Genomic DNA, 20,719 nt, shown 5'->3' on the forward strand with positions numbered 1-20,719 from the left:
TTCCTGTCGGGTTTGATTTCCAAAGATTACTTGCCGAACGTGACCGCGCCGCGGCTGGTTGCCTCCAGCCGCGCGATACAGTCTTCAGGCTCTATTCCCTCGCCTTCGCAGGCCGAGGCATCGTTGATGAGGACCCGGCCGATCTCATCGCAACTTGCGTCGACCAGATCGAAGCGGCGTACCTTGGTTTTCTCGTTGGGCAGGTCCTGAAAGTCGAGAACCAACAGGCGGTCCACGAGCCCTTCCTTGGTGAAAAGGGCGATCTCGTAGGCTGCCTTGGCGATGTCCTTACCTGTGGCATTCTTGACCACGAATGCGATGCGGCAGCCTTTTTCGCTTTTCTGAAGAGCATTGAGCTCGAGCTTGATCGAATGCTCCACGGCAGAAAGCTCCTGCGCCGTCCCCGGCACGATCAAAGCCAGCGTACCGGCCATCGCCGCCAGAACACGGGCGGCGATGGGCGCATGGGCCAGAAGCGGTAATCGAGATGGCATCTTATCCTCCAAAACGCACGGTTGCACCGAGCTTTACGGTCAGGCCTGGCTGTGCATGAATACCGTCGGAGATGTCGGCGATCGGCAGCACGTACCGCTTATCGAAAAGGTTGTCGACGCGGAAATCAAACCGGAGATTCTCGTTGGGCTGATAATTGGCGTAGAGATTCACCAGGGTGTAGTCCTCTGCGAAGGTCGACCCGCTGGGTGCCTTGTTGAACTGGACTTCACCACCTAGGGTCAGACGGCGTTCGAGGAAACGCATGCCGCCATCCAGCGTCAGGCTGGCCGAGGGGATGGTCGTAAGGTCCGAGCGCACGCCGTCCCGGTCAACTTGGTGGCCGTCAATAACCGAAATCCCAAGGCCCGCAAAGTAGCGCCCAGCATCGTAGCGGCTTTCGAGCTCGAACCCCTGAATCTCTGCCGCATAGACGTTCTGATATTGCGCGCACATCGTGTGCCCGAGACTGGCACACTCACTGCCCGGAATGGCCGGGAAGGTGGGGATCGTGATGTAGTCGTCGACATCGTTGTGGAAATACGCTGCCTTGATCCGAAGCGTGTCCTCGGCATTGAAGAGGCCGTCAGCCTTGTAGTTCACACCGGCTTCCCAGGTCTTTCCGGTTTCGGGTTTGAGGTCCGGGTTCGGCAGGAACGCGAAGCTGAAGCCGGGGAAGGAATGGCCGCCGGTGATATAGGCTTCCGACGTGTTGGGCGCCCGATAGCCTTCGGAGTAGGAACCGTAGATCTGAAGGCCGGACAGGAGCCCTTCGTTGAAGGGAGAAACGCCCACGCTGAGACGAGGTGAGAAACGATCGCCTGAACTCTTTTCGGAAGCTTCAAGCTCGTAGGAATCGTATCTCACGCCAGCGACAACTTCCAGCCAATCATAGGAAAGCTTGTCCTGAACATAGGCACCCCAGACGCGGCGTGTGCCGGTCGGGTTGTAGCTGTCCGATCCCCCGGATGCTGCAGTGGAGGCGAAGTCATCATAGACCCAGTCTCCACCAACGGTCAGTTCATGGGCGATCATGCCCGTGTCGAAACGGGACGTGTTCCAGATGTCGAAACTGGTGGTTCGCAGGTCGTAGCCGGATGTGCCGGGGCGAGAACCCGTATCCGTCTGGGTCAGATCTATATTGTTTACGGCGGCCTTGATGTTGAGGTTCAGCCACTTCTCTTCGGCGTCCGAGAGCTTGAATTCTCCCGTGAAGGTGTCGCTGTCGAGCCGGTAGTCCCGCGTATCTGTTGAGGACCAGTCATCGCCAGAGCCGGTCCAGCCCAGCGTCAATTCGCTGTTCTCGCTCGGTTTGATGGTTCCCTTCAGGTGGCCACTCAGCACATCAAAGCCTGAACTGTCGACGCGCGTGCCGTCGCCATCCTTGTAGTCGCCATAATCGCGCCAAACGATGTTGCCGAGAATGGAGGCGGCTTCGTTGAAGCGATAGGCGCCGATCGCGCTGGTGGTCCAACCGGAACCATTGGATTCATAGCGACCGGTGAGTGACAATGCGTAGTTCTCGTCGTCACGCAGGAAGTCATCCGGTTTCTTGGTCTCGAAATAGACAACGCCGCCAATCGCACCCGATCCGAATGTGTTTGCACTCGGGCCGCGAATGACGTCCACCTGCTGGACCAGCATCGGGTCGAGCCAGAACATACGGGAGACATCATGGCCGGCCTTGTGGAAATTCTGACGGGCTCCATCCACGATCACGGAGACGCGGCCGGCATCCTGAAGCCCGCGGATGTTGATATTGCTCACTGCCGGGCGTCCATCCGAGTAGACCTTGATTCCCGGAACGCCGAAAAAGATGTCATTGGCGCTGGTGGCCATACGGCGCTCCAGTTCCTCGCCGCTGATCTGACTGACCGAAGCCATTGCTTCAAGGGCGCTTTCTCCGGTCCGGCTCACCACCGTTATACGGTCGAGAAGCGTAACGTCGCCTGAAGGTTCTGACATGACGATTGGCGCTTCCTGCGCCATCGCGGTCATCGATAGCGCTAATGTCGCGATCGACGTACCGCACAGCAAACCAAATGTCGTGTGTCGCGTGTAGTTCCGCATACTCCAAATTCTCCAGCAATCAAACACAGCTATTGGCCGGCTGGCGCTGGCTTGCCGACGATGATCCGGCCAGGAAATTTATCTTGATAATTTCACTCCGGTATTGCGGTGGCTATAAAATATGATAATAAAAGTCAAGAAAGCGAATGACAGAAAACATGCTGTCGATGTGAGCCCAAGCCAGTGAATTGGCCAGTGACTTGAAAATGGAGGTTCTTTCCAATGAAGACCTATTTGTCGATCGACCCGCACGGACAGGCAGACATACAGCATCTGGCCGTCAGGCAAGGCGGCGTTACGCCTGATCGGACGATTTCGAGCACGGATCTGTTCGGTGGTCGTCGCGAGATCGGGATCGAGCATCATGGCGCGTATTACCGCCTGAAAATCACCCGTCAGGGAAAGCTGATTCTCAACAAATAGGTTTGTGGAATGAATGTTCAGACAAGACGCACGCCTGAAGCGATCAGGCGTGCCCGTGATGAAAACCCGAAAATGCGCGAGCGCGACCTGGCGGCAATGCTGGGCATTTCGGAAGCAGAATTGCTCGCCGCATATGTGGGGCATGGCGTGACCCGCATCGAGCCGCGCGTCGCTGATCTTCTTCCGGCGCTTGAAAGCGTGGGTGAGGTCATGGCCCTGACCCGCAATGAGAGCGCCGTTCATGAGAAGGTCGGGGTCTACGAGAAAATCACGGTGGGCGCGCAGCATGCTCTTGTTCTGGGGCGCGACATCGATCTGCGAGTGTTTCCCTCTCGCTGGGCGATTGGCTTTGCGCTGGAAAAGCACGATGGCGACGGTGTGCGGCGCAGTCTGCAGTTCTTCGATAAGTCCGGAGATGCCGTGCACAAGGTGCATTTGAGGCCAAGCTCGAATCTGTATGCGTACCAGAAACTGGTCGAAGATCTTCTTCATCCCGATCAGCAGGCTCCGCTCGATCTCCAGGCTGGGGAGACCGACGAGGAAACCGGCAACGAGGAACTGCCGGCGGCCGATGACCTGCGCGAACGCTGGAGTGCGATGACGGACGTGCATCAGCTTTTCAACATTCTGCGCAAGCTGAACCTCACGCGCCATCAGGCCGTCCACCTGATCGGCGAGGACTACGCCTGGCGGCTGCAGGAGGATGCACTGACGCAGATGCTGTATCAGGCGGTCGACGAAGCTGTGCCGATCATGTGCTTCGTCGGCAGCAGCGGGTGCATCCAGATCCATACCGGCACGATCGAGACGGTGAAGCCGATGGGGCCATGGATCAACATTCTTGATCCGGGTTTCAACCTCCATCTGCGGACGGACCACGTGAAGGAACTGTGGGCCGTGCGCAAGCCAACCAAGGATGGCCATGTCACCTCCATGGAGGCCTATAGCGCCGGAGGTCAGCTGATCGCCCAGTTCTTCGGAGAGCGACTGGAGGGGCATGCAGAGCGGACCGACTGGCGTTCCATGGTCGAGGGCTTGCCGCGACTGGAAAGCCGGCAGGTGGCCTGACGCTTTCACGGCAGGGGGCGCTCTTCGGCGCCCAGGTCAACGAAAACACATGTCTGGATCGTCCGGGTGCCGGACGATGGCCAAGGATGCAGGGAGATTGTCGGATGACGTGTGAAGCGTTCGGATCGATGACGCGCAGGGTGGTGGCGCGATTGTTCGTGGGGTTGGTTGCGTCCTTGGGTGCCGCGCTTGGCCCCGTCACCGCGCAGGAGGCCGCGCAATCCTTTCCTGACGCCTCCAAGCTGGTGACAATTGGCGGTGCCATCACCGAGATCGTTTACAGCCTTGGTGAGGAAAGCCGGCTCGTCGCACGTGACACGACGAGCACCTTCCCGCCGGAGGCCGAGGACCTGCCCGATATCGGCTATATGCGCGCACTTTCGCCTGAAGGTGTGCTCTCAGTCGGGCCAAGCGCAATTCTGGCGATGGAAGGAAGTGGTCCCGTAGAGACGATGGATGCACTCAAGGCATCGCGTGTGTCGGTCGTCACAGTGCCTGAGGGCTTTGATCGCGAGGCGATCCTGCGCAAGATTCGCGTCGTTGGAGCGGCGTTGAACGTGGAATCAAAAGCTGACGCACTAGCGCGGGAGGTCGAAGCGGAGCTCGACGCTGCCGAGGCTGAGGCGCGAATGCAAGTCGATGGAAAACGTGTGCTCTTCGTGCTCAGCATGCAGGGCGGTCGGGTCATGGCGGCAGGCAAGAACACGGCTGCCGACGGGATCATCCGCATGGCGGGGGCGGAGAACGCAATGGACGGGTTCTCCGGCTACCGCCAGGTTTCGGCGGAGGCAGTGATTTCGGCGGCGCCTGACGTTGTCCTGATGATGACCCGGGGGGGGCCAGATCAACTTTCCCCTGACGATGTTCTTACTCATCCTGCGATAGCCACCACGCCAGCGGGAGAAGCTGGTGCGCTGGTGCGAATGGACGGATCCTACCTGCTGGGTTTTGGGCCGCGAACGGCAGGAGCGGTGCGGGACCTTGCCAGCGCACTGACGGGCGCGGAAACGGTGACCGATTGAAATGGCTTTAGGTGACAATGTCGCATCCGCGCCAGAATGGCGCCTGCGGGCCGAGGTTGACGGAGACCGTTCGGCCCGCGCGCGTGCGGTCATTTTGGGGCTTGTCCTGCTTTATCTTTTCCTGTTTCTGACCAGCCTCGGTTCGGGCGCATCCGATACATCGTTCTGGAGCGTGTTTTCTGGATGGCTGGGCGGAGGGGCGGATAGCCTTCCGCTGCGCGACCGCGTGGTGATCTGGGATATCCGTCTGCCGCGCGTGGTTCTGGGAAGCCTGATCGGCGCCTCGCTGGCCGTGTCCGGCGCAGTCATGCAGGGCCTGTTTCGCAATCCATTGGCCGATCCGGGCATCGTCGGTGTAGGCTCCGGTGCGGGGCTTGGCGCGATAACCGTAATCGTTCTTGGCAACACGGTGCTGGCACCGGTGATTGGCATTTTCGGAATCTACGCACTTCCGCTTGCCGCGTTCTTCGGCGGGGTCGTGTCAACGCTGCTTCTTTATCGGGTTGCGACGCGCCGTGGCCAGACCTCGATTGCCACCATGCTTTTGGCGGGTATCGCGCTCGGCGCCTTGGCCGGTGCCCTATCGGGCATCCTTGTCTATCTCGCTGACGACCAGGAATTGCGAGACCTGACCTTCTGGGGGCTCGGCTCGCTGGCGGGCGCAAGCTGGGCAAAAATATGGGCGTCCGGACCGATCATCCTCGCAGCTCTGGCGGCTGCGCCGTTTCTGGCGCGTGGCCTCGATGCCATGGTTTTGGGTGAGGCGACGGCGAACCATCTTGGCGTGCGCGTCCAACGGGTGAAGAACTGCGCTGTCTTGACGGTTGCGGCAGCCACAGGCGCCTCCGTTGCAGTGGCAGGCGGCATCGGGTTCGTGGGGATCGTCGTGCCGCATCTCCTGCGCCTGACCATCGGTCCCGAACATCGCTACCTGTTGCCGGCCTCGGCGCTTTTGGGAGCCTGCCTTCTTCTGTTGGCTGACGCGGCAAGCCGCATGGTTGTCGCACCCGCCGAACTGCCGATCGGCATTGTCACCGCAACGCTCGGTGCGCCATTTTTTCTATGGATATTGCTTCGCCAGAGGGGGCTTCTTGATCTGTAATGGCGATCGATATCGATAATCTTTCAGTGTGGCTCGGCCGCACACAGGTTGTTCGCAATGTAAGCCTGTCGGTCAAACCGGGAGCCGTTACCGCTATTGTCGGCCCCAACGGGTCGGGCAAAACCACGTTATTGAGGGCGGTGTCCGGCGATCTGCCGTTTCGAGGCGATGTGCGGATAAACGGCGAGACCTTGCAGGACATGCAGCCATGGCACGCCGCCGCGCATCGGGCCGTGCTGCCTCAGGCAAGTTCGCTGTCATTCCCCTATACGGTGCGCGAGGTGGTGAAGCTTGGCCTCCTGGGCGGTCGCTCCGGAGCCAGTCCGGCGGAAGAAAAGCGGTTGCCGGAAAAGGCGCTCGAACGTGTGGACCTGGCGGGGTTTGCCGGGCGGTTTTATCAAGAGCTTTCTGGCGGTGAACAACAGCGTGTCCAACTCGCGCGCGTCCTGTGCCAGGTCTGGAAGCCGGTGCTCGACGGCCAACCACGCTATCTTCTGCTCGATGAGCCGGTTTCAAGCCTTGATATCAAACATCAGCTGATCATCATGGGCATCGCCGAACAGTTCGCCGCCTCCGGCGGTGGTGTGCTTGCGGTTCTGCACGACCTTAATCTCACGGCGCGCTTTGCCGATCAGGTGGCCATGATGCATCGCGGAACGCTTGTCGCTTCCGGTGCGCCGAACGAGGTGTTCAACGACGAACTCGTTTCCGATGTCTTTGATTGCCGGATTCAGGTGGGTGTTCCGCCTGCCGAGAATCGGCCCTATGTGTTGCCGCAATCCGCCCAGATCACATTCAAATCGTCATTCTGACGAAGAATGATGATTGTGGAGGGCAACCCCTCCTAAATCAACGTGCGGTAGCACGTTCGGGTAAATCATCGAGGCCAAGTCGTAATCGCATATCCGGTCTGGCGACCGCGAGATCGCTGATCGTGTAGCCGGCCAGTACTTCGAAAAAGGCGTTCAGAGCCTTGCGCAGCGCTTCATTCAGGCCGCAGCTTTCAACCAGCGGGCAATCGGTTTCGTCATTCTCGAAACACTCTGCCATTGCGAAATTGTCTTCGGTGACCCGAACCACGTCGAACAGCGTGATTTCCTCGGCGGGTTTTGCCAGACGAACACCGCCATGGCGTCCGCGAACAGTCTCGACAAAGCCGTTCTCGACAAGTGGCTGCAGGATCTTGAACAGGAAAAGGTCGGACAGGGAGTATGCTTCGGCAATGTCGGAGATGCGGCTGAGCTTGCCTTCATTGGCAGCGCAATACATCAAAATCCGGATTGCATAATTGGTTTGTCGCGTCAGGCGCATAACAGTCCTCTCACATATCGTTCCCGCAATATGGCTTATTGTTTAGAATAATTCCAGAGTGAGTCTGGTGAAATCTGATAAAATTAATCAACTTTATAGTGATCGAAGCTCCCGCCGAGATTTCTGGTGTGAGCGCGCCTGCCTTGTTATTCGTGTTGCGATGCACAATATTCGGTCGTTTGCGGCAATCGGTCGAGGGTGAAGCCAGCGTAGGAGCTTTCTCCCAGCGACCGTAGGCACTGGCAGAAGAATGATTTCAGAAAGGCGAAGTCCATGAACGCGCATGTGTTGGAAGCAGAGATCGGCGGGGGTCCCATGGTCTCCGACTGGGTGGTCGTGGATCAGTCCATGATCGACCGTTTTGCTGACTGCACCAATGATCACCAGTGGATCCATGTGGATCGGGAGCGCACGGAGCGGGAAAGCCCTTTCGGCAAGCCCGTGGCGCACGGGTTTCTCACGCTGTCGCTCTTATCGAGCTTGTCTTACGAGTGCGGCGCATGGCCGGTGCATCTCGGCACCATCATCAATTACGGGCTCGACAAGCTGCGCTTTCTGTCACCCGTCAAGGCGGGCAGCCGGGTGCGTCTGCGCACGACGCTGAAGAGCGTGGATGAAAAAGCGCCGGGCCGGTATCTCGTTCGTCATCATGGCGAGGTGGAGATCGAGGGTGAGGAAACGCCAGCCCTCGTCGCCGAAACGATCATCATGCTTATTCTCGAAGAAAAGGCCGCCTGAGCGGCCCATTCTCTAAATCCTATTCGGCGTCGGGCTGATTCATGGGAGCGGCTTGCTGGAATGGCTCCAGCGCCATGCAGGCATCGTTGATGCGCTGGATGGTGGGGTAGGGCGTCATGTCAACGGCGAAGCGCTTGTTGTTGGTGACCTGTCCGACCAGGCATATGTCGGCCATGCCCGGCGTGTCACCATGACAGAACCTGCCGGTCTCGGCGCTTTCGGCCAGCATCTTCTCCAGCGGCTCGAATGTCGCGTTCACCCAGTGGCGGAACCAGGAGCCGATGTCCCCATCGTCTGCGCCATAGCGCTCTCTCAATGCGTTCAGAATGCGCAGATTGTTCACGGGATGAATATCGCAGGCGATCATTTGAGAAAGCATGCGCACCCGTGCGCGCCCGGACGGATCTGAGGGCAGGAGCGGGGGCTCCGGCACCATCTCGTCGAGAAATTCCATGATGGCCATGGATTGCGCGATCATCGCGCCGTCGCTCCACACGAGTGCGGGCACGAGGCCCTGGGGATTGACCGAGAGATAGGCTTCGCCGTGATGTTCACCATGCCGCAGATGATGGGCGGTATAGCGATAATCGATGTCCTTCATCGCAAGCGCGATGCGCACCCGGTAGGAGGTGGAGGACCGGAAATAGCTGTGCAGGATGATCTCGCTCATCTCACGCCTCGCCGATGGTGATGGCGATCTCACCGATACCGTCGACGCCGCCTTCGAGCTGATCTCCCGGCTGGATAGCACCGACGCCGGCAGGCGTTCCGGTGTAGATTAGATCACCGGCCTTCAGTTCCATGGCCTGGCTGCACAGTGCAATCACATCGGCGACCGGCCAGATCAGCTCGTCGAGATTGCCTTCCTGCCGGATCTCGCCATTGACCGCAAGCCACACGCGGCCCTCGGATGGGTGGCCGATCTCGGAGACTGGCGCGATGGGACCGCAGGGGGACGAGCGGTCGAACGCCTTGCCCCAGTCCCATGGCCGGCCTTTTTTCTTGGCTTCTCCCTGAAGATCACGGCGTGTGAGATCGAGGCCGACAGCATAGCCGTAGACGTGGTCGAGCGAATTGGCCGGATCAATGTCGCTGCCGCCTTTGCCGATGGCGACGACCATTTCGATCTCATGGTGAAGATCTCTTGTCAGGCTGGGATAGGGAACGACCGTTTCGGAATCGACCACCGCGTCAGCGGGTTTGGTGAAGAAGAAGGGCGGCTCGCGGTCCGGCTCATGGCCCATTTCCCGGGCATGGGCGGCATAGTTGCGCCCCACGCAGAAGATGCGCCGCACGGGAAAGCGTGCCTCGGTGCCTGCAATGGCAACGGAAGGCTGGCTGGCGGGCGGAAAAACGAAATCGGCCATGAAATTCTCCCAGGTGACTGCGAAGAAGAGATGGCCGAATTGACGCTCCGGGGCAAGGCCCCGAAGCGCCAGAGTCTAGGGTCAGGACCTACTAATATGGCCACAATGGCGTTCGATAGACCAAGAGATGCAAGGAAAAGCCCGCAGAGCGGGGCCTTTCCCCGGTAAAGGGGGTGACGCGGCAGGCCGCCGGTCTATCGAGCGTCCTTCGGATCGGCCTGATCAGCACGGGCTACTTTGTCACAAGGCCTTGAAAGACATGAAGTCTACCTGCGGCCTTGCTTCGCTTATCCGCACAGATCAGGCCGACCATTGCGGCCATATTAGTAGGTCCTGACCCTCGAGATCAGCCCTTGAAGACGCTCTTCACGGCTTGGGCGGTGGCATCGACGATCGTGTCTGCCTCTTCGCGCGTCAGGCAGAGGGGGGGCGCGAAGCCCAGAATGTCGCCCTGCGGCATGGCGCGGCCGATGACGCCCTGTTCAAGAAGGGCTGCGGCCATCTGCGGGCCAATCTTGTCGGACGCGTCGAAGAACTGGCGGCTCTCACGCTCCTTCACGAACTCGACGGCGCACAGCAGGCCTTCGCCGCGCACTTCGCCGACATGGGCATGGTCGCCGATGGCGTCACGCATGGCGTTGACGAAATATGCGCCCGTCTCGCCGGCGTTCTTGACGAGGCCGAGCTTGTCGACCAGTTCGAGATTGGCAATGCCGGCAGCCGCACCGATGGGATGGGCCGAATAGGTCCAGCCATGGCCGATGGGGCCGTTTTCATCCGTGCCGCGCTCGAGCACGTCCCACATCTTCTTGCCAACGATGGAGCCGGAAAGCGGCGCATAGGCAGAGGTGAGGCCCTTGGCGATGGTGATGAGGTCGGGTTCCATGTCGTAGTGAATGGAGCCGAACATGGAGCCGAGGCGACCAAAGCCGGTCACCACCTCGTCTGCGACGAGCAGGATGTCGTGCTTACGCAGAACCTTCTGGATCGCGACCCAGTATCCGGCCGGTGGCGGCACGATGCCGCCCGTGCCAAGCACAGGCTCACCGATGAAGGCGGCGATCGTGTCCGCGCCTTCGCGCTCGATCAGCGCTTCGAGTTCGGCCACGCAATGGGCGGTGAACTGCTCCTCGCTCATGGCGAGGTCGGGGCGGCGATAGTAATAGGGCGCTTCGGTGTGGACCACCTGGGCAAGCGGCAGGTCGAACTTTTTGTGGAACAGCTCAAGCCCGGTGAGCGAGCCCGTCATCAGGCCGGAGCCATGATAACCGCGCCAGCGCGAGATGATCTTTTTCTTCTCGGGGCGGCCGAGAATGTTGTTGTAGTACCAGATCAGCTTGACGTTGGTTTCGTTGGCGTCGGAACCACCAAGGCCGAAATAGACCTTGGACATGTTTTCCGGTGCACGGTCGACGATCATCTTGGCAAGCTTGATGGAGGCCTCCGTGCCATGGCCCACATAGGCGTGGTAATAGGCAAGCTCCTTGGCCTGCTCGGCAATGGCGTCTGCAATTTCGGTGCGGCCATAGCCGACATTGACGCAATAAAGGCCGGCAAAGGCATCGAGCAGCTTCTTGCCGTCACGGTCCTCGATATAGACGCCTTTGCCGCCGGTCACGATGCGGTTTGCGCTTTCGCCGCGCGCATGCTGGGCCAGATGGGTCGAGGGATGGAAGAAGGCCTCGCGGTCCCACTGGTCGAGTTGGTCGTTCTTCAACAGCATGTCGCTCTCCTGTTCGTCTTGAATTTTGTGTCTTTCAGCGCCGCTCAACCGATGTTGCGGCAGACATATTTGATGTTGGTGAAGGCTTCCAGCCCGTGGCGGGAGCCCTCGCGCTCAAGGCCGGCCTGCTTGACCCCGCCAAAGGGGATGGGCGCGCCGGTGATCTTGGTGCGGTTCACGGCGACCATGCCGAATTCGAGACCGCGTGACAGGCGGGCGATGCGGTCCGGGTCCCGCGTGTGCAGATAGGCGGCGAGGCCGGTTTCGGTGTCGTTTGCCCTTTCGAGTACGTCAGCTTCGTCGTCGAAGGGGGTGAAGGCGGCAATCGGCCCAAATGTCTCTTCGCGGAAGATGAGTGCCGTTTCGGGCACATCGGCCAGAACCGTGGGTTGGAAAAAGGTGGGGCCGTGCCGCGACACGTTTCCGCCTGTTACGAGCCGCGCACCTTTTTCAAGCGCATCGGCGACCTGTTCTTTCTGCTTCGCGACCGCGCGCTTATGGATGAGCGGGCCGATATCGGGATCGGTGAGGCCGTTCCCGACCGTCAGTTCCTCGACCTTGCGGGCAAAGGCTGCGACGAAGGCGTCATAGATGGAGCGCTCGATATAGAAGCGGTTGGCGGCAAGGCAGTCCTGCCCGGACGTAGCGAACTTGGCCGAAAGGGCGCTCTCGACCGCGTGGTCGAGGTCGCAATCGGCATAGGCGATGAAGGGCGCATGGCCGCCAAGTTCCATGACAAGGCGTTTCACGGTCGGTGCGGACTGTGCGTAGAGCAGGCGGCCGATCTCGGTGGAGCCGGTAAATGAGACGGCGCGCACACGGGTTGAGGCGGTCATCGCACCGACCACTTCGGCGGCCTTGCCGGTGAGCACGTTGAAGACGCCAGCCGGCACGCCGGCGCGCTCGGCAAGTTCTGCAAGGGCGAGTGCGGAGAAGGGCGTCTCGGATGACGGGTGTGCGACCACGGTGCAACCGGCAGCAAGGGCGGCTGCCGCCTTGCGGGTGAGCATGGCGGAGGGGAAGTTCCACGGCGTGACGAGCGCTGCGACACCCACCGGCTCGCGCGAAACCTGCATGTCCGCGCCCGGTAGGTGCGAAGCGACGCTCTCGACCGAAACGCGCTTGGCTTCCTCGGCGTAGAAGGAGACGAAGGAGGCGGCGTAGTCGATTTCACCGCGTGCCTCCGACAGGGGCTTGCCCTGTTCGAGAACCATGAGATGGGCGAGGTCCTCTTTTGCTGCGACGATCAGATCGTGCCAGCGCATGAGGATCTGCGCGCGCTCCTGCGGCAGAAGCGTGGCCCATGCCGGAAAGGCTGCGTGAGCCGCTTCAATGGTTTCATCAACCTGCTCTGCGGTGAGTGCCGGAACGCAGCCGAGCCGCGCGCCATCGGCCGGGTTGAAGACATCCACGACCGGGTCGCCGGGGGCGGCGATCCAGTGGCCGTTCGCATAGGCGTATTCGCGGAAAAGACGCGGATCGGCGAGGTCGGAAAGGGCGGTTTTCTGAAGAGCTGCAATAGCGGACATCGGCTCACTCCCAAGCGGATTTCCAGTTTATGGATCGACTGGGATTATGCCGTTCGGGCCACCAAATTTTCTGACGATCTTGGCAGGGCGCACCAAGGTTTCTTCTGAACTTCGTGGCCTGCGCCCACTATTCCTTCTGCGCCGTCTCGTCGGTGTTCACCAGAACGCCGAGCGGAAACGCGCCCGGCTGTTTCACCGGCTTGGTGACGATGTAGGTGAAATAGCGCGCAAGACCCACATTCATCTCAAGAAGCCGGTCGACCAGCCGCTGATAGGTGTCGATATCGCGGGCGATGATCTGCAGGATATAGTCGAAACCGCCGCCGACGGCCCAGCAGCCAGTAATTTCTTCGATGTCCTGCACGCTGCGCTCGAATCGCTGAAAATCTTCCGCGCGGTGGCCAGAAAGCTCCGCGGCCATGAAAACGGCGATGTGCGGGGCGAGCTTCGCCAGCGCCACTTCGGCGCGGTAGCCGGTGATGATGCCCGCCTTTTCGAGGCGTTTCAGCCGCTCCCAGCAGGGGGCAGGCGTGAGGTTCACGCGTTCGGCCAGCGCCGCCTTGGAGATGCGGCCTTCCCTTTGAAGGATACCGAGAATCTTGAGATCGCGATCGTCGAGCTTGAGCATGGTCAGCTCTGGATCGTCGTCCCGGCCCCCGCTGTCAAGACCCGCGCGTGCGCAAAGGTGGCGATGGCCGTGTCCTGCGCGCCCGTTCCGGTGAGATCGCATATGGTGATCTGGTCATCGCTGGTGCGGCTGGTTCTGGCGCCAGAAACGATGTCTCCGAGTTCGGGTGGCGTACCGCCATGCCATACGCCGGCGCGGATGGCGGCTGCCAGTTCACCGAGTTTTTCGCACTGGCTCACGCGGTCGGCGACATAGAGATCGGCGCGGGCAAGGGCTTTTGGCTCGATCTCGTTCTTGCCTTCCTGATCGGAGCCCATGGCGGTGATGTGGAGGCCCGGATGCAGCCAGTCGGCCTTGAGAACAGGTTCTCGGGCCGGCGTGGTGGTGACAACAAGCTGGCTTTCGGCGACGAGGCGGGCCGGGTCCGTTTCAGCTCTCACGTCGATGCCAAGGCTCTCGGCCAGTTCGGCGGCGCAGGCCTCTGCCTTATCCGCATCGCGTCCCCAGACGAGAAGGCGGGAGAAGGGGCGCACCTGATGCGCGGCGATCATTTGCAGGCGGGCCTGAACGCCGGTTCCCATGACGCCGGCGGTCTCGACCGTCGACGGTGCCAGGTGGCGGGCTGCGACCGCGCCGGCGGCGGCCGTGCGCACATCGGTCAGGAATCCGTTGTCGAGAAGTAGCGCTTCCACAAGCCCGGTTTTTGCCGAGAACAGGATCATCAGGCCGTTGAGGCTCGGCAGGCCGATTTTCGGATTGTCGAAAAAACCGGGGCTGACCTTGATGGCGAACCCGTCAAAGCCGGGAATATAGGCCGTCTTCACATCCACCTCGCCATGAACCTGCGGAATGTCCATGGAGAGGATGGGCGGCATGATGACGGAGCCCGAGGCAAGCGCGCGGAAGGCTTCTTCCACCACGTCGATGGCTTCGAGGTCGAGCCGAACGGCCTTGCGCAGATCGGTTTCGGTCAAGACAAGAATATCATGCGGCATGGGGCGCTCCCTTGATGATCGTGTCGCCGAGCGCGATGTCGCGGCCACAGACAATGTCGGTGAAGACCCGCATGTCGACATTGCGGCCGGTGATGAGCGTGGCGGTGGGGCCGATGCTTTTGGAGACCTTGCCGGCCATCAGGGCGGCGGCACCGACCGCGCTTGCCCCTTCGCACACCAGCCGATCTTCGAAGTAATGCGCCTGCATGGCGCGATAAATCTCTTCTTCAGAGACAAGCACGACATCATCGAGATGATTACGGCACAGTTCGAAGGAATGGTGGTTTTCGAGCCCGATGCCGCCGCCGAGCGAATCGGCAAGGCTTGCCACTTCGGTGACAGCGGTGGGTTTTCCCGCTGCGAGCGAGGCGTGCATGGCTGCACCCCGCTCCATGGTTATGCCTATGACGCGGATGGAAGGTTTGATCGTCTTCAGCGCGAAGGCGATGCCGCCGGCGAGCCCGCCGCCCGAAAGCGGGATAAGCACGGTCTCAAGATCCGGCCTCTGTTCCAGAAGTTCAAGTCCGATCGTGCCCTGGCCAGCGATCACGGCCAGATCGTCAAAGGGCGAGATTTCGCAAAAACCCTCTTCATCGACGAGGCGGCGGCTTTCGACCTGCGCTTCATCCTGGCTCGCGCCGATGATGCGGGCCTCGGCCCCGAGCGCCCTGATGCCGGCGATTTTCGCCTCCGGCACGAGATTAGACATGCAGATGACGGCGCGCAGGCCGCGGGCGCGAGCGGCATAGGCGACGGCGCGCCCATGATTGCCGGTCGAGCAGCAGGCGACCCCGGTGGCATCGTCCGGCAGGGCGAGCACAGCATTGGCGGCTCCGCGCAGCTTGAACGCGCCGCTGGCCTGACCGATTTCCAGCTTGAGAAGGACATCGTCACCGGTAAGCCGGCTGAGAAAAGGAGATGGCGGGAGAGGCGTGTCGAGCGTGGCAGTGCCTTTGATGCGCAGGCGAGCGGCCAGAATGTCTGCCAGCGCGAGTGTGGCCCTGATGCTCATAAGAAACTCCCGAAGTGTATGCGAGGCAGTACGAGTGATTGAATTTGTACACAACAACAATTGAGCTGGATTAGAAACAACGACATTCAATGTCGTAATCGTGCGATTCCAGCGCTTCAAAATGTGATGATGGATTAGTTGTACACAAGGTTGCGAACACCTTTCCGGTGTACGGTTTCGCCGGGTGCGGAAACATCCGGCCTTACGTTTTTTGGAGGCCCCATGCCAGCAACCGAAATGCCCTTCAGCGCGCAGGAATATGCCGCTCGTCTCGACAAGACCCGCAACGCCATGGAGGCGCAGGGTATTGACGTCCTGTTCGTGGAAGATCCATCCAACATGGCCTGGCTGACGGGCTATGACGGGTGGTCGTTCTACGTTCATCAGGGGGTGATCGTCTTCAAGGATGCCGATCCGATCTGGTGGGGCCGGTCGATGGACGGGAACGGCGCCGTACGCACAGTCTATATGGATGACGACCGGGTGCTGCGCTATCCCGACCACTATGTGCAGGCCAACACGCTGCATCCGATGCAGCATCTGGCCGAAATTCTGCGTGCCCATGGCTTTGGCAACAAGCGGATCGGCGTGGAGCTGGAGAACTATTATTTTTCCGCCAAGGCTTATCTGGTCCTGAAGGAAGAACTGCCCAACGCCACCTTTGTGGACGCGACGGCACTGGTGAACTGGCAGCGGGCGGTGAAATCCGAAGAGGAAATCGTCTTCATGCGCCGTGCGGCGCGAATTTCGGAAAAGATGATCGACGGCATTGTCGAACGCATCGAGCCGGGCCTGAAGAAAAACGATCTGGTGGCCGAGATCTATGCCGACGCGATCCGCGGCGTCGATGATGACTGGGGCGAATATCCGGCCATCGTGCCGCTACTGCCGACGGGCTCCGATGCCGCCGCACCGCATCTGACCTGGGATGGGCGCCGCTTCGAGCAGGGGCACGCGACCTTCTTCGAGATCGCCGGCTGCTATCGCCGCTATCACGCTCCGCTATGCCGCACCGTGTTTCTCGGCACGCCGCCGCAGCACATGCTGGATGCGGAAAAGGCGCTGGTGGAAGGCATTGAGGCGGGGCTTGAGATCGCACGTCCGGGCAATCGCGCAGGCCAGATCGCCGATGCGCTCTATGGCGCGCTGGAGCGGGCCGGTATCACGCGGGACGGGCGCTGCGGTTATCCGATTGGCATTTCCTACCCGCCCGACTGGGGCGAGCGCACAATCTCGCTGCGCCGCGAGGACGAGACAATTCTGGAAGCGGGCATGACGTTCCATTTCATGCCGGGCCTGTGGATGGCCGACTGGGGGCTGGAAATCACTGAAAGCATCCTGATCACGGAAGATGGCCCGGCCGAGGCGCTCTGCCGCCGCCCGCGCGAACTGATCGTGAAGACCTGATCGATGCGATCCGAAACGCTGGAACACACGACGCGCATCCTGTCCGATCTGGTGGGGTTTCCCACCATTTCGGCAGACAGCAATCTGGAAATGATCGCCTATGCCAGCGAGCTTTTGAGCGCGCTCGGTGCAAGGCTTTCAATGACGCTCGACGACACCGGACACAAGGCAAACCTGTTCGCCACGCTTGGGCCGGAGGGGGATGGCGGCATCGTGCTTTCGGGCCATTCCGATGTGGTGCCGGTGGAAGGGCAGGACTGGGCGAGCGATCCGTTCGCCGTGCGTGAGGCCGATGGAAAGCTCTTTGGACGTGGCACATGCGACATGAAGGGCTTCATCGCCTGTACGCTTGCCATGGCGCCGCATTTTGCCGAACTGGATCTCAAGCGACCGCTCCATTTCGCCTTCACCTATGATGAGGAGGTGGGGTGTTTTGGCGCGCGCGCGCTGGTGGAAGAGCTGGAGAGAGCCGAAATCCGGCCCTCCGTCGCCATCATAGGCGAGCCGACCATGATGCGCATCATCGAAGGGCACAAGGGCTGCTTTGAATACACGACCGAGTTTCGCGGGCTCGCCGGCCATGCCTCTTCGCCTGAACGCGGCGTCAATGCGGTTGAATATGCGGTGCGCTATATTTCGCGGCTCATGGCGCTGGCCGAGGAGCTGAAGACGCGCGCGCACAAGGGCAACCGGTTCGATCCGCCCTGGACGACACTGCAGGTGGGCACGATTGCCGGTGGTGCGGCGCGCAACGTGATCGCCGACCACTGTTCCGTGGAATGGGAAATGCGTCCGGTGCGCAATGAGGATGCGGATTTCGTGAAAGACAGCATCCGCGCTTTTGTGGAAGCCGAGCTGAAACCGGCCATGCAGGCGGTGTTCGAGGGTGCCGACATCGTGACCCATGTGATCGGCGAGGTGGACGGACTGGAGCCGGTGAGTGAATCGGAGGCACGCCAGATCGTGTCGGAGCTGACCGGCCTCACCGAGGCGGAAGTGGTGGCGTTCGGCACGGAAGCGGGGCTCTTCCAGAAAGCCGGGATTTCCTCCGTCATCTGTGGGCCGGGCTCCATCGAACAGGCGCACAAGGCAGATGAGTTCGTCTCGCTGGAACAGCTCGATGAATGCCTTGGCATGCTTGAACGGCTGTGCAGGAAGGTGAGCTGACGGCGATGGAGCCAGAGCGATGACAGGCGACGCACGCGCGAGGTTTGAGCGGATCTACACGCTTTTGCGCGAACGCATCTGTCTGCTCGACTATCCGCCGGGCATGCGGTTGCGCGAAGAGGACCTCGCCGAGGAATTCGACACCAGCCGTACACCGATCCGCCGGGTTCTGGCGCGGCTTGAAGACGAAGGCTATCTGCGCTCTGTTCACGGCGTGGGCACCATCGTCACGGATATCGACATAGCCTCGCTGGAACAGGTCTACCGGCTGCGGGTAGAGCTTTCCGAATTGCTCGGCAAGCTCTCGCCAGTGCCACCTGATGAAGACGCCAAACGCGCCTTCGCTGCCATGAAGACGCGCTGCGAGGCTTTGGTCGGAACCCCAAGCCAGCGCGCCTTCGCGCAGCTCAACATGGATTTTTTCCATCTTTTGATGACGCTGACGGAAAACGAGCCGCTGCAGGAGTTTTCCGAGCGGCTCTATTATCAGACCACGCGGATCTGGCTGAAACGTGCGGCCGGCGAGGACGGCACGGAAGAAACGCTTGCCAGCGAGATCGGATTTTTCCTGCGCGAGGTTTCCGACATTGCCGCAGCCGTGGCCTGCGGGGCGCTGGAAAGCGTCGGGCAAATCCGCCGCGCCCATGTCGCCATGAGTTTTGCCCGGCTGAAGGCCAGGGCGGGAGAAGAGGCGGAGGCTGACCCGGTTTAGGAGGCCTCCTTTGCCAGCGCGCTCAGATCGGGCAGGTCGGTCGCGCCGCCAACCCGCATGACGGCTTCCGCCCCGCAGCGATTGCCAGCTGCAAGGCATTGTTCGAGCGACTTGCCGGAAAGCCAGGCATCGATAAAACCGGCATTGAACGCGTCTCCGGCTCCCGTGGAATCGATTACATTGACGGGCTGTGTCGGCATAGAGACGGTGGTTTCGGCGGTGATTGCAATGGAGCCTTCCGGCCCGCGCTTGACGATTGTAAGCGGTGCGGGCGGTTTCTTGCCGGGGGAAATGGCAAGCCGCTGCGCTTCGGTTTCATTCGGCAGGAATATGTCCACGGCTCCGATCAGCGCGGCGAGATCGTCGCGGGCAAGAACCGCATCGTCCCAGGAACAGTCGAGCGAGATGGAAAGCCCCGCACCGCGTGCCTGTTCGATCAGGAAAGGGGCTTCCACCAGCGTGGCGAGCTCGCCGATATGGAGATGGGCGAAGTCACCGCTGGCGATGGCTTGCGCAAATGTTTCCGGCACGGCGGGACCGGCGCGCCGGGTGAGGAAGGCGCGTTCGGTGCCCGAAGTCATGGCAACGGTGATCTGCGGATCGAGCGTGTCGGGCATGGGCTGCGAGGCCGAAAGATCGACGCCGCTTGCCTCAAGCTCTTTCATCAATGCGGCGGCGAACGGTCCGGAGGGGAGTGCGGAAGCCAGCGAGACCGGACGACCGAGGGCTGCGACATACGCAGCCGTGATGAACGCGCCGCCGCCCGGCTTGATCGACAGACCACCGGCGAAGACCTCTTCGCCAAGTGTCGGCATCTTCGGCAGTTCCGTGAAGATGAGATCGCAATAAAGGCGTCCCACGCTCAGGACGCGGCCCGACCGTCCGGCCCGCATCACGGAAGAGCCTCCCCGGATTTCGCGTCAAACAGATGCATTTCGCCGGCCTTTGCCGTGAGCTTGACCGTTTCGCCAGCCTTTGGCGGTTTGCGGCCCGATGCCTTTGCAATCACCTCATGACCATTGACACCGACATAGACGAGCGTGTCGGCACCGAGCGGCTCGACAATGTTGACCGTTCCCGAGAACAGCCCCTTACCGCCGGTGACAACGAGATCGTCTGGCCGGATGCCGAGGATCACGTCGGCCCCTTCCGAGGCGTTGCGTTCGGGCAGATCGATGCCAAGCCCATCGCCGAGTTTCACGCCCTTTCCGGCCCAATTGCCCGGCAGCATGTTCATGGATGGTGCGCCGATGAACTGGGCGACGAAGGTGTTTGCCGGCTTGTGATAGACCTCGAGCGGCGTGCCGACCTGCTGGATGTAGCCATCCTTCATGATCACGATCCGGTCGGCCATGGTCATGGCTTCCACCTGGTCGTGAGTCACGAAAATGATCGTGTTTCCAACGCGTTGGTGCAGCTTCTTGATTTCAAGCCGCATCTGCGTGCGCAGTTGGGCATCGAGATTGGAGAGCGGCTCGTCAAACAGGAAGACGGCCGGATCGCGCACCATGGCGCGGCCGATGGCGACGCGCTGGCGCTGCCCGCCCGACAGCTGGTTGGGGCGGCGCTCCAAGAGGTCGGTCATGCCAAGAATGGCGGCTACCTCATCGATGCGCCTGTCTTTGGCCTCCTTCGAAAGCTTGGACGTGCGCAGGCCGAAGCCAATGTTCTTGCGCACCGACATGTGCGGATAGATGGCGTAGTTCTGGAACACCATGGCGATGTCGCGCTCCTTGGGCTCCAGATTGTTGACGAGGCGCTCGCCGATGTGGATTTCGCCGCCGCTGATTTCCTCAAGGCCGGCGATCATGCGCAGGGTCGTGGACTTTCCGCAGCCAGACGGGCCGACGAAGACGACGAATTCACCATCGGCCACGTCGAGATCGATGCCGTGAAGCACCTCGACCTTGCCGTAAGATTTGACGAGATTGCGAAGGGACAAGGTGGCCAAGG

The 20,719-nt window shown here is 60.9% G+C and carries 21 protein-coding genes; 9 read left to right on the top strand and 12 right to left on the bottom strand.

All coding sequences use genetic code 11. The features are described from left to right. Positions 1-26: 26 nt before the first annotated feature. Complete coding sequence (locus KW403_RS16645; protein WP_223020533.1) at positions 27-494, bottom strand: hypothetical protein; 468 nt, start codon at positions 492-494, stop codon at positions 27-29. Position 495: 1 nt separating this feature from the next. After that, on the bottom strand, positions 496-2,562 hold the full coding sequence (locus KW403_RS16650; protein ID WP_223020534.1) for a TonB-dependent receptor domain-containing protein: 2,067 nt from the start codon (positions 2,560-2,562) through the stop codon (positions 496-498). Positions 2,563-2,784: 222 nt separating this feature from the next. Between KW403_RS16650 and hemP the strand changes: the two genes are divergently transcribed. The 5 genes from hemP (at position 2,785) to KW403_RS16675 (ending at position 6,989) form a co-directional block, all read left to right on the top strand. Continuing rightward, complete coding sequence (gene hemP, locus KW403_RS16655; protein ID WP_223020535.1) at positions 2,785-2,985, top strand: hemin uptake protein HemP; 201 nt, start codon at positions 2,785-2,787, stop codon at positions 2,983-2,985. Between the two features lie 9 nt (positions 2,986-2,994). Then, positions 2,995-4,053, top strand: a complete 1,059-nt coding sequence (locus KW403_RS16660; protein WP_223020536.1) for a hemin-degrading factor — start codon at positions 2,995-2,997, stop codon at positions 4,051-4,053. Positions 4,054-4,157: 104 nt separating this feature from the next. Continuing rightward, positions 4,158-5,075: a heme/hemin ABC transporter substrate-binding protein gene (locus KW403_RS16665; RefSeq protein ID WP_246637823.1), complete on the top strand. Its 918-nt coding sequence runs from the start codon at positions 4,158-4,160 to the stop codon at positions 5,073-5,075. 1 nt (position 5,076) lies between these two features. Beyond that, positions 5,077-6,177 carry a FecCD family ABC transporter permease gene (locus tag KW403_RS16670; RefSeq protein WP_223020537.1) on the top strand — a complete coding sequence of 367 codons (1,101 nt, stop codon included), beginning with the start codon at positions 5,077-5,079 and terminating at the stop codon, positions 6,175-6,177. After that, positions 6,177-6,989: a heme ABC transporter ATP-binding protein gene (locus KW403_RS16675; RefSeq protein WP_223020538.1), complete on the top strand. Its 813-nt coding sequence runs from the start codon at positions 6,177-6,179 to the stop codon at positions 6,987-6,989. Before KW403_RS16670 ends, KW403_RS16675 begins: the two co-directional genes overlap by 1 nt. 37 nt (positions 6,990-7,026) lie before the next feature. Here the strand turns inward: KW403_RS16675 and rirA are convergent, their stop codons facing one another. Further along, positions 7,027-7,488, bottom strand: a complete 462-nt coding sequence (gene rirA / locus KW403_RS16680; RefSeq protein WP_223020539.1) for an iron-responsive transcriptional regulator RirA — start codon at positions 7,486-7,488, stop codon at positions 7,027-7,029. A gap of 273 nt (positions 7,489-7,761) precedes the next feature. Here rirA and KW403_RS16685 point away from each other — a divergent pair, with 273 nt between their 5' ends. Continuing rightward, entirely contained in the window at positions 7,762-8,226 is a 465-nt protein-coding gene (locus tag KW403_RS16685) for a MaoC family dehydratase (RefSeq protein WP_223020540.1), read from the top strand. A gap of 19 nt (positions 8,227-8,245) precedes the next feature. On the opposite strand, the gene maiA is transcribed toward KW403_RS16685, so the two are convergent. From maiA to eutB, 7 genes are all read right to left on the bottom strand, one after another. Continuing rightward, on the bottom strand, positions 8,246-8,896 hold the full coding sequence (gene maiA, locus KW403_RS16690) for a maleylacetoacetate isomerase (protein ID WP_223020541.1): 651 nt from the start codon (positions 8,894-8,896) through the stop codon (positions 8,246-8,248). A 1-nt stretch (position 8,897) separates the two neighbouring features. Next, the gene (locus KW403_RS16695; protein WP_223020542.1) at positions 8,898-9,593 is read right to left on the bottom strand and encodes a fumarylacetoacetate hydrolase family protein; all 696 of its coding nucleotides are present in this window, start codon (positions 9,591-9,593) and stop codon (positions 8,898-8,900) included. A gap of 346 nt (positions 9,594-9,939) precedes the next feature. After that, positions 9,940-11,313: an aspartate aminotransferase family protein gene (locus tag KW403_RS16700; RefSeq protein WP_223022619.1), complete on the bottom strand. Its 1,374-nt coding sequence runs from the start codon at positions 11,311-11,313 to the stop codon at positions 9,940-9,942. 47 nt (positions 11,314-11,360) lie between these two features. Beyond that, positions 11,361-12,845, bottom strand: coding sequence for an NAD-dependent succinate-semialdehyde dehydrogenase (locus KW403_RS16705; RefSeq protein ID WP_223020543.1), 1,485 nt, complete (start codon positions 12,843-12,845; stop codon positions 11,361-11,363). A 127-nt stretch (positions 12,846-12,972) separates the two neighbouring features. After that, complete coding sequence (locus KW403_RS16710) at positions 12,973-13,473, bottom strand: Lrp/AsnC family transcriptional regulator (RefSeq protein ID WP_223020544.1); 501 nt, start codon at positions 13,471-13,473, stop codon at positions 12,973-12,975. A gap of 2 nt (positions 13,474-13,475) precedes the next feature. Further along, entirely contained in the window at positions 13,476-14,468 is a 993-nt protein-coding gene (locus KW403_RS16715) for a cyclodeaminase (RefSeq protein ID WP_223020545.1), read from the bottom strand. After that, positions 14,458-15,480, bottom strand: coding sequence for a hydroxyectoine utilization dehydratase EutB (eutB, locus tag KW403_RS16720; RefSeq protein ID WP_223020546.1), 1,023 nt, complete (start codon positions 15,478-15,480; stop codon positions 14,458-14,460). The genes KW403_RS16715 and eutB overlap by 11 nt, the downstream gene beginning before the upstream one ends. A gap of 222 nt (positions 15,481-15,702) precedes the next feature. Here eutB and doeA point away from each other — a divergent pair, with 222 nt between their 5' ends. From doeA to KW403_RS16735, 3 genes are read left to right on the top strand one after another with little or no spacing between them, the layout of a single operon-like run. Continuing rightward, positions 15,703-16,887: an ectoine hydrolase DoeA gene (gene doeA, locus KW403_RS16725; RefSeq protein WP_223020547.1), complete on the top strand. Its 1,185-nt coding sequence runs from the start codon at positions 15,703-15,705 to the stop codon at positions 16,885-16,887. Between the two features lie 3 nt (positions 16,888-16,890). Beyond that, positions 16,891-18,054, top strand: coding sequence for an acetylornithine deacetylase (argE, locus tag KW403_RS16730; protein WP_223020548.1), 1,164 nt, complete (start codon positions 16,891-16,893; stop codon positions 18,052-18,054). A 19-nt stretch (positions 18,055-18,073) separates the two neighbouring features. Next, the gene (locus KW403_RS16735) at positions 18,074-18,766 is read left to right on the top strand and encodes a GntR family transcriptional regulator (RefSeq protein ID WP_223020549.1); all 693 of its coding nucleotides are present in this window, start codon (positions 18,074-18,076) and stop codon (positions 18,764-18,766) included. Here KW403_RS16735 and KW403_RS16740 read toward each other — a convergent pair. Together KW403_RS16740 and KW403_RS16745 are read right to left on the bottom strand one after the other, a co-directional pair. Continuing rightward, a complete protein-coding gene (locus KW403_RS16740) occupies positions 18,763-19,659 on the bottom strand; it encodes a carbohydrate kinase family protein (RefSeq protein ID WP_246637824.1) in 897 nt (298 codons plus the stop codon). The two genes, KW403_RS16735 and KW403_RS16740, sit on opposite strands and share 4 nt — an antisense overlap. Beyond that, positions 19,659-20,717, bottom strand: coding sequence for an ABC transporter ATP-binding protein (locus tag KW403_RS16745; protein ID WP_223020551.1), 1,059 nt, complete (start codon positions 20,715-20,717; stop codon positions 19,659-19,661). Before KW403_RS16745 ends, KW403_RS16740 begins: the two co-directional genes overlap by 1 nt. Positions 20,718-20,719: the final 2 nt, after the last annotated feature.

Source organism: Nitratireductor kimnyeongensis (genome assembly GCF_019891395.1).
GTDB lineage: Bacteria > Pseudomonadota > Alphaproteobacteria > Rhizobiales > Rhizobiaceae > Nitratireductor > Nitratireductor kimnyeongensis.